This window comes from Haemophilus influenzae (assembly GCF_900475755.1).
Classification (GTDB): Bacteria; Pseudomonadota; Gammaproteobacteria; order Enterobacterales; family Pasteurellaceae; genus Haemophilus; species Haemophilus influenzae_D.
On sequence record NZ_LS483411.1, the window covers coordinates 1,790,373 to 1,802,976 of the forward strand.

At 38.6% G+C, this 12,604-nt stretch carries 12 protein-coding genes and 1 pseudogene; 10 read left to right on the forward strand and 3 right to left on the reverse strand.

Annotated features, from left to right (window positions below):
- The first annotated feature begins 12 nt into the window (after positions 1–12).
- The 4 genes from bexC to sodC all read left to right on the forward strand — a co-directional run bounded on the left by bexC (position 13) and on the right by sodC (position 3,290).
- Positions 13–1,146, forward strand: coding sequence for a capsule polysaccharide exporter BexC (gene bexC, locus DQN24_RS08760; RefSeq protein ID WP_021034847.1), 1,134 nt, complete (start codon positions 13–15; stop codon positions 1,144–1,146).
- Positions 1,146–1,943, forward strand: coding sequence for a capsule polysaccharide exporter permease BexB (gene bexB / locus DQN24_RS08765; RefSeq protein WP_021034846.1), 798 nt, complete (start codon positions 1,146–1,148; stop codon positions 1,941–1,943). The genes bexC and bexB overlap by 1 nt, the downstream gene beginning before the upstream one ends.
- On the forward strand, positions 1,940–2,593 hold the full coding sequence (bexA, locus tag DQN24_RS08770; protein WP_021034845.1) for a capsule polysaccharide exporter ATP-binding protein BexA: 654 nt from the start codon (positions 1,940–1,942) through the stop codon (positions 2,591–2,593). The genes bexB and bexA overlap by 4 nt, the downstream gene beginning before the upstream one ends.
- Positions 2,594–2,759: 166 nt before the next feature.
- Entirely contained in the window at positions 2,760–3,290 is a 531-nt protein-coding gene (sodC, locus tag DQN24_RS08775; protein WP_111695725.1) for a superoxide dismutase family protein, read from the forward strand.
- A gap of 89 nt (positions 3,291–3,379) precedes the next feature.
- Here sodC and DQN24_RS08780 read toward each other — a convergent pair whose 3' ends face one another.
- From DQN24_RS08780 to DQN24_RS08790, 3 genes are read right to left on the reverse strand one after another with little or no spacing between them, the layout of a single operon-like run.
- The gene (locus DQN24_RS08780; protein ID WP_021034843.1) at positions 3,380–3,658 is read right to left on the reverse strand and encodes a heavy-metal-associated domain-containing protein; all 279 of its coding nucleotides are present in this window, start codon (positions 3,656–3,658) and stop codon (positions 3,380–3,382) included.
- A gap of 8 nt (positions 3,659–3,666) precedes the next feature.
- A complete protein-coding gene (locus DQN24_RS08785) occupies positions 3,667–4,029 on the reverse strand; it encodes a mercuric transporter MerT family protein (protein ID WP_005656013.1) in 363 nt (120 codons plus the stop codon).
- Entirely contained in the window at positions 4,004–5,113 is a 1,110-nt protein-coding gene (locus DQN24_RS08790; protein WP_014550950.1) for a transglutaminase-like domain-containing protein, read from the reverse strand. Before DQN24_RS08790 ends, DQN24_RS08785 begins: the two co-directional genes overlap by 26 nt.
- Before the next feature lie 253 nt (positions 5,114–5,366).
- Between DQN24_RS08790 and DQN24_RS08795 the strand changes: the two genes are divergently transcribed.
- The 6 genes and pseudogenes from DQN24_RS08795 to DQN24_RS08825 all read left to right on the forward strand — a co-directional run.
- Positions 5,367–7,787 carry a DMSO/selenate family reductase complex A subunit gene (locus DQN24_RS08795; RefSeq protein WP_111695726.1) on the forward strand — a complete coding sequence of 807 codons (2,421 nt, stop codon included), beginning with the start codon at positions 5,367–5,369 and terminating at the stop codon, positions 7,785–7,787.
- Positions 7,788–7,794: 7 nt separating this feature from the next.
- Positions 7,795–8,415 (forward strand): DMSO/selenate family reductase complex B subunit, encoded by a 621-nt coding sequence (locus tag DQN24_RS08800; RefSeq protein ID WP_227894344.1) that lies wholly within the window; start codon positions 7,795–7,797, stop codon positions 8,413–8,415.
- 1 nt (position 8,416) lies between these two features.
- On the forward strand, positions 8,417–9,256 hold the full coding sequence (locus tag DQN24_RS08805; RefSeq protein ID WP_005669794.1) for a dimethyl sulfoxide reductase anchor subunit family protein: 840 nt from the start codon (positions 8,417–8,419) through the stop codon (positions 9,254–9,256).
- A gap of 111 nt (positions 9,257–9,367) precedes the next feature.
- Positions 9,368–9,979: a Tat proofreading chaperone DmsD gene (dmsD, locus tag DQN24_RS08810; RefSeq protein ID WP_005669792.1), complete on the forward strand. Its 612-nt coding sequence runs from the start codon at positions 9,368–9,370 to the stop codon at positions 9,977–9,979.
- On the forward strand, positions 9,979–10,479 hold the full coding sequence (gene napF / locus DQN24_RS08815; RefSeq protein WP_005669790.1) for a ferredoxin-type protein NapF: 501 nt from the start codon (positions 9,979–9,981) through the stop codon (positions 10,477–10,479). Before dmsD ends, napF begins: the two co-directional genes overlap by 1 nt.
- A 235-nt stretch (positions 10,480–10,714) precedes the next feature.
- Positions 10,715–12,452: pseudogene (locus DQN24_RS08825) on the forward strand (vitamin B12 dependent-methionine synthase activation domain-containing protein); the annotation flags it as partial.
- Positions 12,453–12,604: the final 152 nt, after the last annotated feature.

Below are 12,604 nucleotides of genomic sequence, written 5' to 3' on the forward strand. Positions count from 1 at the left end.
TAAGGGGATAATATGACAACCGAAAACCCAGTGGCACCGAAGAAAAAGAAGAAATCACTTTGGAATAAAATGAATTCGCTTTTTGGATTAACTGTATTGATTCCAACTGCTTTTTCTGCAGTATATTTTGGTCTATTAGCATCTGATATCTATGTTTCAGAATCTAGTTTTGTAGTACGTTCTCCTCGCAGTCAGTCTTCTTTAAGCGGAGTTGGTGCATTATTGCAAAGTACGGGTTTTTCTCGTTCACAGGATGATACTTACTCTGTGCAAGAGTATATGCGTTCACGTACAGCACTATCAGCATTAGAGCAAAGTTTGCCTCTTCGCACTTTTTATTCTGAAAAAGGCGATTTATTAAGCCGCTTTAATGGGTTTGGTTTGAATGATACACAAGAGGCATTCTATCGTTATTTTAAAGAACGTTTGAGTGTTGATGTGGATTCTATTTCTGGCATTGCAACATTGCGAGTGCATGCTTTTGATGCTGAAGAAGGTTATCAAATCAATGAGCGCTTATTGAAAGAAGGTGAATCATTAATCAATAGATTAAATGAGCGTGCAAGAAAAGATACGATTGAATTTGCTGAGCAGGCCGTAAAAGATGCAGAGAAAAATGTGAATGAAAGTGCACAAGCATTGAGTCAATATCGTATTAAAAATAAAATTTTTGATTTACCGGCTCAATCTGGCGTGCAAATTTCATTAATTTCAACGTTGAAAAGTGAATTAATCCGAGTTGAAACTCAATTAGCACAATTAATTTCAATCACGCCAGATAACCCACAAGTACCCGCATTGCAAATGCGCCAGAAAAGTTTGAAAAGAGAAATTGATGAACAAACACGTCAATTATCAGGTAATGGAAATTCAGCTGCAACACAAACTGCAGATTATCAACGTTTAGTCTTAGACAATGAGCTTGCTCAACAACAATTGACCGCAGCAATGACATCTTTACAAAACACTCGCGGAGAAGCCGATCGCCAACAACTTTATTTAGAAATAATTAGTCAACCAAGTAAACCTGACTGGGCATTAGAGCCAAGTCGTATTTATAATATCATTGCGACCTTTATTGTCGGTTTAATGTTATATGGTGTATTGAGTTTACTTATCGCAAGCATAAGAGAGCATAAAAACTAATGCAATATGGTGATCAAACAACGTTTAAACAATCATTAGCGATTCAAGGGAGGGTGATTAACGCATTACTTATGCGTGAAATAGTCTCTCGTTATGGGCGTAAAAATATTGGCTTTCTATGGCTGTTTGTTGAGCCTTTACTCATGACTTTTTTTATTGTGATGATGTGGAAATTTATTCGTGCTGATAAATTTTCAACTTTAAATATGATTGCTTTTGTCATGACGGGCTATCCTATGGCGATGATGTGGCGCAATGCTTCGAATCGTGCAATTGGATCAATTTCAGCAAATCTTAGCTTACTTTATCATCGAAATGTTCGTGTGTTAGATACTATTTTTACACGAGTTTTACTGGAGGTGGCGGGGGCTTCTATTGCTCAAATTCTTTTTATGGTAATCCTGGTGATGATCGGTTGGATTGATGCGCCACAAGATGTGTTTTATATGCTTATTGCATGGTTTCTCATGGCTATGTTTGCTTTTAGCTTAGGCCTAATTATTTGTGCTATCGCTCAGCAATTTGAGGTTTTTGGTAAAATTTGGGGGACCTTAAGTTTCGTATTGTTACCTATTTCAGGAGCATTTTTCTTTGTACATAATCTTCCATCACAGGCTCAATCTATTGCACTTTGGCTTCCAATGATTCATGGTACGGAAATGTTTCGTCATGGTTACTTTGGGGATACGGTAGTCACTTATGAGAGCATCGGATTTTTAGTCGTAAGTGATTTGGCTTTATTGCTAATTGGCTTAGTGATGGTTAAAAATTTCAGTAAAGGGATTGAGGCGCAATGATTCGTATGAATAAAGTGTGTAAAAAGTATCACACTAATAGTGGTTGGAAAACGGTACTAAAAGATATCAATTTTGAGTTAAAAAAAGGTGAGAAAATTGGGATCCTAGGACGAAATGGAGCAGGCAAATCAACACTTATTCGGTTGATCAGTGGAGTAGAACCCCCAACAAGCGGCACTATTGATCGTTCAATGAGTATTTCTTGGCCATTAGCTTTTAGTGGTGCATTTCAGGGAAGCTTAACCGGGATGGATAACCTGCGTTTTATCTGCCGTTTATATGATGTTGATCCTGAATATGTGACTCGTTTTACAAAAGAATTTTCTGAATTAGGTGATTATCTTTATGAACCAGTGAAGAAATACTCTTCAGGGATGAAAGCTCGGCTTGCATTCGCTCTTTCTCTTTCTGTTGAATTTGATTGTTATTTGATCGATGAAGTAATAGCGGTGGGAGATTCTCGGTTTGCAGAGAAATGCAAATATGAATTATTTGAAAAGCGTAAAGATCGTTCCATTATTTTGGTTTCACATAGTCCAAGTGCAATGAAATCTTATTGTGATAAAGCTGTGGTGTTGGAAAATGGTATGATGCACCATTTTGAAGATATGGACAAAGCGTATCAATATTATGATCAAACTCAAAAATAATTAATAAGTAATGTCTTAATTTAAAATTGATAGAAAGCTAAAATTGGTTTAATTGTTAAGTCTTTAATATAAAGATAATTTTTTATTGATATTTAGGTAGAATCAATTTGAGTCTTTCTAAAGTAAAGAAGCTTATGATGAAAATGAAACTCTCGTAGCATTAGCAATCAGCGGAATTTGTGCTGCTGGCGTGGAAAATGCGCATGACCATATGGCAAAACCAGCACATCCTTCCATCGAAGTAAAAGTACAACAATCAGATCCTGCAAATGGTAACAAAGATGTAGGGACTGTAACCATTACTGAATCAAATTATGGTTTAGTGTTTACACCAAATCTACAAGGTTTAGCTGAAGGTTTACATGGTTTCCATATTTATGAAAACCCAAGCTGTGAACCAAAAGAAAAAGACGGTAAATTAATAGCAGGTTTAGCGGCTGGCGGTCACTGGGATTCTAAAGGTGCAAAACAACATGGTTACCCATGGCAAGATGATGCTCACTTAGGTGACTTACCGGCTTTAACAGTATTACATGATGGTACAGCAACTAACCCTGTTTTAGCTCCACGTCTTAAAAAATTAGATGAAGTTCGTGGTCACTCTATTATGATTCACGCAGGTGGCGATAACCACTCAGATCATCCTGCTCCACTTGGCGGTGGCGGCCCACGTATGGCATGTGGCATGATTAAATAAGTCGATTCTTAAAGATAAAAAGTGAGGTCAATTTCTAAAGAGTTTTAAAACCTCTCAAAAATCGACCGCACTTTTATTTTTTTATCACTTTATTTAATCACTTCCGTTGTATATTCCAATTTGTGAATGGCATTAATCAATTGCTCATCAGCCACTTTGGGGTCTTCTACAACAGTAACGGTTCTATCTTTAATGGAGGCTTTAGTGGAAATCACGCCATCAATATTGCGTAACTCTTTATTCACTAAATAAGCACAAAGCTGGCAGTTCATTTCATTCACTTTTAGCACAATTTGTTTGGTTTCATTCGCATGAGCGAAAGAAATTGCAAACAGCGAAAGCAAAAGTGCGGTACATAATTTCTTCATTTTTATTCCTAATTAGCTAATTCTAAAATCCAAGGTAAAATTGTTGGATAGGTTAAGAAAAAAATCATCACGATAAATACAATCCAATATAAAACGATAAGTTTTTTACGGGAAATATATTTGCTACAAATGATTTTTTTGGAAAACATCAACAGCCAAAATCCATAGGCAAAGGCACATAATGAAATGATAAGCATAGGAATACGCAAATAATCATATTCGCCTAAGCCAATCAACCAAGTGGACGACACACCAAATACTAAATAAATTAATGGTGCGATGCAGCACAAGGTTGATGCCACCGCAGCACTTAGTGCGGCGGCTATGGCAACCCAAAAGGATTTATTAGAGTTTTTTAGATACGTAGTCATATTTAAATTCTTTTGGGTCAAAGGAATTTAACGGATCGCCACCTACTTCTGCATATGGATAGCCGAAGTTATTGATTGGAGCCAGTTCTGGTTGTGGATATAAATCGAAGTCACGGGCATGATTAAATCCCACCCAGTTTGCTTCCCAGTTACCAAACAAATATTTTGCTACGGCTTGTGTATCTTTATCTTCAACAGATTTTTTCTCTGCTAAACGCATTTTGGCAACGTCTGCGGAATCAACTGGTACCCATCCAAATCCTGCAAGGTAGAATTCAGCGCGGCAGTGCTGACCGCCACTTACGTTTGCGATGCCTTGTTCATTTGCACTACCGAAGGCACCTTTTGAATATTTGCCCATTTTCTCTGCCGTACCTAAGCGAATACCAAAAATTTCACGAGCAGGGATGCCTGCAGCACGAGCAAGTGCCACAAATACAGAGTTAATATCGGTACATTTACCTTTTAACACGCCAGTGGTAAGAATTTTTTCTACATCGCCGTCACCACAACCTAATACAGAATTATCACGTTCCATATTTTTTACGATCCAGTGGTGAATAAGTTCTGCTTTCTTCAATGGATTAGTTTCTTTACCTAGGATTTTGTCAGCAAATTCTTTCACAATGCCATCAGTTTTAATATGTGGAGTAGCTTTTAAGTATTCTTGTACATCCACGGAATACTGAATATCTTTTGGCGGAGTATAATTCTCTAAAGCACCTTTCACCATCGGTTCACGGTCTTTTGTTTCAATGACCATCGTGACTTTTAAATCACGTTTTTGTGCATCTTTATCCCAAGTGGCAAATAAGGTTTTCGCTCCGTATTTATTGTTTTCTGTTACATAGGCATTCATGTAATTACCTTCAAAGTGAATCGATTTCACTTGTTGGTATTCCCCATTAAATGGTAATGGAACCCATAAATTGGTTTGTCCTTGCGAGCCTTTTGGCACAACTAAATCATAGGTTTGCGTGAATTCGTAAAGATGGGCGTCTGTATTGTAGTTTGGAATATTAGTGTTTGCATGAGCTAACGAGCCACATGCAGAAAGCACCGCAACTGCGATAAGTTTCTTCATGAAGAGATCCTCTAGTTAATAATAGTTAAACTTAACATATTAGATAAACTAATACGCCACTATGCTAACGGGTTTTTAAATCCATAGTCAATTTGTTATTCCAAAATTTATTAAAACATCAATCTACTAAAATACCCTATAAATAATATACCTATTAATGATTAATTGATTTGGCTCAAGTAAAACTTCTATACAAAGATTATAATTAACTCGTTTTAGTTATTTTTCAATCTGACTGTGGGGGAACGATATAATGAGTAACTTTAATCAAATAAGTCGCCGAGATTTTGTCAAGGCGTCATCTGCGGGAGCTGCACTGGCAGTTTCAAATCTTACTTTACCTTTCAATGTAATGGCTAAAGAGACACAACGCCTCAATGAAAATAATCAAGAACGTATTGTTTGGAGTGCTTGTACAGTAAACTGTGGTAGCCGTTGTCCATTACGAATGCACGTAAAAGATAACCGAATCACTTATGTGGAAACCGATAATACGGGGACAGAAACATATAATCTTGATCATCAGGTTCGCGCTTGTCTACGTGGACGTTCTATGCGTCGTCGAGTATATAACCCAGACCGTTTAAAATATCCAATGAAACGTATAGGTAAACGCGGAGAAGGCAAATTCAAACGAATCAGTTGGGATGAGGCTTTAACTGAAATTGCAGACGCATTGAAACGCAATATCAAAAAATATGGCAATGAATCAATTTATTTAAACTATGGTACGGGAACACTCGGTGGCACAATGGCTAAATCTTGGCCACCTGCATCCACTATGATCGCTCGTTTTATGAATTGTATTGGTGGATATTTAAACCATTATGGTGATTACAGCACTGCACAAATTGCTGTCGGTTTAGATTATACCTATGGTGGTGGTTGGGCATTGGGAAATGGAATGGCTGACATTGAAAACACCAAATTAATAGTGTTATTCGGTAATAATCCTGCAGAAACTCGTATGAGTGGAGGTGGTTTAACTTATTGTATTGAACAAGCCAAAGCTCGTTCCAATGCCAAAATGATTATTATCGATCCTCGTTATAATGATACTGGTGCAGGGCGTGAAGATGAGTGGATCCCAATTCGTCCAGGCACTGATGCAGCCCTCGTTTCTGCCCTTGCCTATGTAATGATTCAAGAAAATCTCGTGGATCAACCTTTCTTAGATAAATATTGTGTTGGTTATGATGAAAAAACATTACCTGCGGATGCCCCTAAAAATGGTCATTATAAAGCCTATATTTTAGGTTATGGTAATGATGGTATCGCTAAAACCCCAGAATGGGCGGCTAAAATCACGGGTATTCCGGCGGAGAGAATTATTAAACTCGCACGTGAAATTGGTAGTACAAAACCTGCCTTTATTTCCCAAGGTTGGGGGCCTCAACGTCGTAGTAATGGAGAATTAATCTCTCGTGCCATTGCGATGTTACCAATCTTAACAGGTAATGTTGGAATTCACGGTGGTAACACTGGTGCACGTGAAAGTGCGTATAGCATTCCATTTGTGCGGATGCCAACGCTAAAAAATCCTGTGAAAGCAAGCATTCCAATGTTTTTATGGACGGATGCAATTATTCGAGGCACAGAAATGACCGCACTTACAGATGGTATTCGCGGTGTTGATAAATTATCGTCCCCAATTAAAGTAATTTGGAATTACGCAAGTAACTGTTTGATTAATCAACACGCACAAATCAATCGTACTCACGATATTTTACAAGATGATACGCAATGTGAAATGATCATTACTATTGATAATCATATGACATCTACTGCCAAATACAGTGATATTTTATTACCAGATTGTACAACTTCAGAACAAATGGATTTCGCTTTAGATGCCTTTGTATCCAATATGGCATATGTCATTTTTGCAGATCAAGTGATCAAACCATCTTTTGAATGTAGACCTATTTACGATATGTTGAGTGATTTAGCTGAGAAAATGGGCGTAAAGGAAAAATTTACTGAAGGACGAACACAAGAAGAGTGGTTACGCCATATTTATGAGCAATCTCGAGAAAAATTACCTGAATTACCTACTTTTGAAGAATTTAGACAACAAGGTATTTTTAAAAAAGTTGATCCTAATGGCTTTAAAGTTGCATACAAAGATTTCCGTGATAATCCAGAAGCCCATCCACTTCAAACGCCATCTGGCAAAATTGAAATTTATTCTTCTCGTCTAGCTGAAATAGCAAAAACTTGGAAATTAGCAGAAGATGACGTAATTCATCCCTTACCTATTCACACCCAAAGTTTTGAGCATTACGGTGATCCATTAATGGAAAAATATCCGTTACAACTAAGTGGTTTTCACTATAAAGCGAGAACCCATTCAACTTATGGCAATGTGGATGTATTAAAAGCAGCTAATCCACAAGAAGTTTGGATGAATCCTATTGATGCAGAACCTCGTAATATTAAAAATGGCGATATGATTCGTATCTTTAATGATCGAGGCGAAGTACGTATTAATGTAAAAATTACACCCCGTATTATTCCGGGGGTTGTGGCATTAAGCGAGGGGGCTTGGTATGCACCAGATAAAGATCGTATCGATCATTCAGGTTGCATTAATGTACTTACGACACAACGCCCATCACCGCTTGCGAAAGGTAATCCGCAACATTCTAATTTAGTTCAAGTGGAACGTTTGTAGGGGGATAATTATGGAACAATATGGTTTTTATTTTGATTCTGAACGTTGCACAGGATGTAAAACTTGTGAATTAGCCTGTAAGGATTACAAAGATCTTGGCACAGAAGTCAATTTTCGTCGTATTTATGAATATACAGGTGGTCAGTGGAATCAACAAGCAGATGGATGCTGGCATCAAAATATATTTGCTTATTATATGTCTATTTCTTGTAATCATTGTGCAGATCCTGCTTGTACAAAAGTTTGCCCAACTGGTGCAATGCACAAAAATGCAGATGGTTTCGTGATCGTCAATGAAGAAATTTGTATCGGTTGTCGTTATTGTCATATGGCGTGTCCTTATGATGCACCGCAATATGATGCACAAAAAGGTCATATGACAAAATGTGATGGATGTTATTCTCGCGTAAAATCAGGTCAAAAACCGATTTGTGTTGATGCCTGCCCACTACGTGCATTGGATTTCGCTCCTATTGATGAACTTCGAGCAAAATACGGCACTCAAGCCTCCATCGCACCACTACCACCGGCTGATATCACTCAACCAAATTTAGTGGTAAAACCCAATAAACACGCTCGTTTAAGTAGCGATACAAGTGGGTTCTTAGGAAACCCAAGAGAGGTGTAAGATGAATACAGGATTATATGAACTGCCACTAGTATTTTTTACAGTTTTGGCACAAAGTGCGGTCGGTGCTTGGCTTGTTTTCACATTTGTACTATTAAATGAGAAAAATACAAAAAGTCGCACTTATATTCATAAAGTAATGTTTGTGATTTTGGCTTTGCTAGGTATTGGATTTATTGCTTCCATTATGCATCTTGGCTTACCTATACGTGCATTTAATTCACTTAATAGAGTCGGCTCATCAATGATGAGTAATGAAATTGCCACTGGTGCAATATTTTTCGCATTAGCAGGTTTCTACTGGCTGATTGCAATTTTAGGTAAAATGCCAGCTTCACTTGGAAATGTATGGCGAATTGTGACCGCCCTTATCGGCATACTATTTATGTATGTAATGAATCAGGTTTACCATATTACAAGCATACCAACTTGGAATAATGCATTAACCTCTTGGTCATTCTATCTTACCGTTGTATTAGGTGGATTAACATTGAGCTATGCGTTATTAATCCCTAATAAACAACGTGAATATCAGCTTCAGCGTCTGCCAAGTTTATTTGCCATTGGAGTATTATTGGTCGCAATAGTCGCCATATATCAAGGCTTCAATTTACACAATATTCACAGTGCTATTCAAAATGCCGCTGACCTCGTACCAAATTATGCCATAATGACCGTAACTCGCTTATGTTTACTTTCCATTGTAGCTTTCCTCTTATTCCGAGTGAAAAACATAGGACTATTAGGTATTTCCGTTCTATTAACGTTAGTAGCTGAAGGCATCGGTCGCGTATTATTTTATGGATTACATATGACTTACGGTATGGCGATTGGTGGTTAAATTATGTTGAGGCGTATAGCATACGCCTCAATTTTTAGAAACGTTAATTAGTAATATTTAACCAACCCTCATATCCCCATTCACTAATGACAAATTGTTTTCGGAGATACTATGCAAAATACTCTTCAACAAATTTCTATTTATGGGCGTTTACTCGGTGCAGTATTTTACTATGAGCCTAATGATGCACGACTTACTGATATTTTGACATTCTTTCGCCAACCAAATTGGATGCAGGAATGGGAAATTTCATTTGATGTAAAAACACATAAAAAAATCACCGCACTTATTGAAAAAGGGCTGCAACAAAATATCACTGAACAATATCAGTATTTATTTATTGGTCCAAATGAATTACCTACGCCACCTTGGGGATCCGTATATCTTGATCCTGAATGTGTTATTTTTGGTAATTCTCTCTTAGCATTACGCGATTTCTTACAACAACATCAAATCGCATTTCAAACACAACAAGATGAACCAGAAGATCATATTGGCTTAATGCTAATGCTTGCTGCATATTTAGCAGAAAATCGACCGCACTTATTAATCGAATTTCTACGTGAACACTTCTTAACTTGGGCGTATCATTTCCTTGAACAACTAAGCAAAATAGAAAATTCTGATTTTTATCAAGCTCTTGCATTACTTACCCTAAAAACTTTACAACAATGGCAAGTAGATTTACATATTAATATACCGACAGTAAGATTTTATCGATAATGAAAAACGAAGCCTATTATCAGGCTTATTTAAGCCACCATCACATTTCTCGTAGAGGACTATTGCGTCATGTATTTCCAGCTACAAAATCAACAATGGAAAAAACGCAATCTCGTCCTCCCTTTTCAGCACGAGAAGATTTATTTTCCGCCGTCTGCAATGGTTGTGGGGAATGCGCTTCAGCTTGCCCTAATGGTTTAATTCAACTAAAACAGCAACAAGCCACCCTTGAAATTGACTACGCACCTTGTGATTTGTGTGGTAAATGCGCAGAAGTTTGTCCGACAAATGCACTACATCCTAATTTTCCAGCGGATACATTACTTCGTCCACAATTTTCCTCAGCCTGTTTAATCCTACAAAATCAAACCTGTCCAGACTGCCAAACCGCTTGCCCACAACAAGCAATCTCCAGCACTTTAGAGATTGATAATGAACGTTGCAATGGATGCGGAGAATGTAAAATTACCTGTTTTGTCGCAGCCATTACACTTAAATAAAAAACCTTAATTTTCCACCGCACTTTCCTTCTAACATTTGACACCCCTAGCCCTTACACCTATTATTCCGTAGTTATTTATTTAAGATTTACGGAACAAAATAATTATGGTGAATAAAACCGCTCAACTTAAACAAGCTCTAGAAAATCGCATTCTCATTTTAGACGGTGCGATGGGGACGATGATCCAAAAATATAAACTGACCTAAGCCGATTTTAGAGGCGAGAAGTTTAAGAAAAGTGCGGTCGATTCTGTCGCAGAATGGTGCACTTGGCCAGTGGGAGAACTTTTAAAACACGCCCTTGTGAAAGGGATTACCACTTGCCAAACATTACCAAGCCCACTAGATGTGATTGAAGGCCCGTTGATGGCTGGCATGGACGTAGTCGGCGATTTATTCGGCGATGGTAAAATGTTCCTGCCGCAAGTGGTAAAATCGGCGCGCGTGATGAAACAATCTGTGGCGTATTTAGAGCCATTTATCAACGCCACCAAACAAAAAGGTTCCAGCAACGGTAAAGTGGTGATTGCAACCGTAAAAGGCGACGTGCTCGATATCGGTAAAAACATCGTAAGCGTGGTAATGCAATGTAATAACTTTGAAGTGATTGACTTGGGCGTCATGGTGCCGGCGGACAAAATCATTCAAACTGCTATTGATGAAAAAGCGGATATCATCGCATTAAGTGGCTTGATTACCCCCTTCTTTAGATGAGATGGAATACTTCTTAGGCGAGATGACCCGTTTAGGCTTGAAGCTGCCTGTGATGATTGGCGGTGCTATCACCTCTAAAGAACATACGGCAATTAAACTTTATCCAAAATATAAAGAACACGGCGTATTTTATACCTCAAATGCCTCCCGTGCGGTAACGGTGTGTGCGACATTGATGAACCCAGAAAGCCGTGCGGCATTATGGGAACAATTTAAAAAGGATTACGAGAAAATCCAACAATCTTTTGCAAATAGTAAACCGCTACGTGAACAGCTTAGCATTGAAGAAGCACGTGCAAATCTCTTTGATGGCTTTAGTGGTGAATGGGCAGATTACGTGCCACCAACGCCAAAACAAACGGGCATTGTGGAATTTAAAAACGTACCAATTGCCGAGTTGCGCAAATTTATCGACTGGTCGCCATTCTTCCGTATTTGGGGCTTGATGGGCGGCTATCCGGATGCCTTTGATTATCCTGAAGGTGGCGAAGAAGCACGCAAAGTGTGGAACGATGCACAAGTGGTTTTAGATGAATTAGAACAAAACCACAAACTCAACCCAAGCGGCATTTTAGGCATTTTCCCTGCGGAACGCGTGGGCGATGATATGGTGCTATTCTCTGATGAAGAACGCACACAAACCATTGGCACCGCTTACGGCTTACGCCAACAAACGGAACGTGGCAAAAACAGCAAAAGCCCATTTAACTTCTGCTTAAGTGATTTCATTGCTGATCGTGAAAGCGGCAAAAAAGACTGGTTCGGCATGTTTACTGTTTGCGCTGGTATTGAAGAAATGGCGTTAGTGGAAGGCTATAAAGCGGCAGGCGATGACTACAACGCTATCTTGCTACAAGCCGTAGGCGATCGCCTCGCTGAAGCCATGGCAGAATACCTGCACTTTGAGCTTCGCACCCGCATTTGGGGCTACACGCAAGAAGAATTTGACAACCAAGGGTTAATTAATGAAAATTATGTTGGCATCCGACCTGCACCGGGTTATCCAAGCTGGCCGGAACACACGGAAAAAGCCCTGATTTGGGATTTATTAGAAGTCGAACAATGCATCGGCATGAAACTCACCGAAAGCTACGCCATGTGGTCGGCAGCTTCCGTCTGCGGTTGGTACTTCACCCACCCTGCAAGTAACTATTTCACCTTAGGTTGCATTGATGAAGACCAAGCTCAAGATTATGCCAAACGTAAAGGTTGGGATGAGAGAGAGATGATGAAATGGTTGGGTGTGGCGATGAAGTAAATAAAGCTTTTCTCATACTATCTTTAGAATTATAATGACTAAGCTAATTACGCGTTTTGGTAGAAAATTCTATCTATTGTCGGGCGAATCGCCAGACTGAATATTAATTGTTTCCAATTGTGGCGAGATAAAGGAAAAATTTCCGCCCGCCT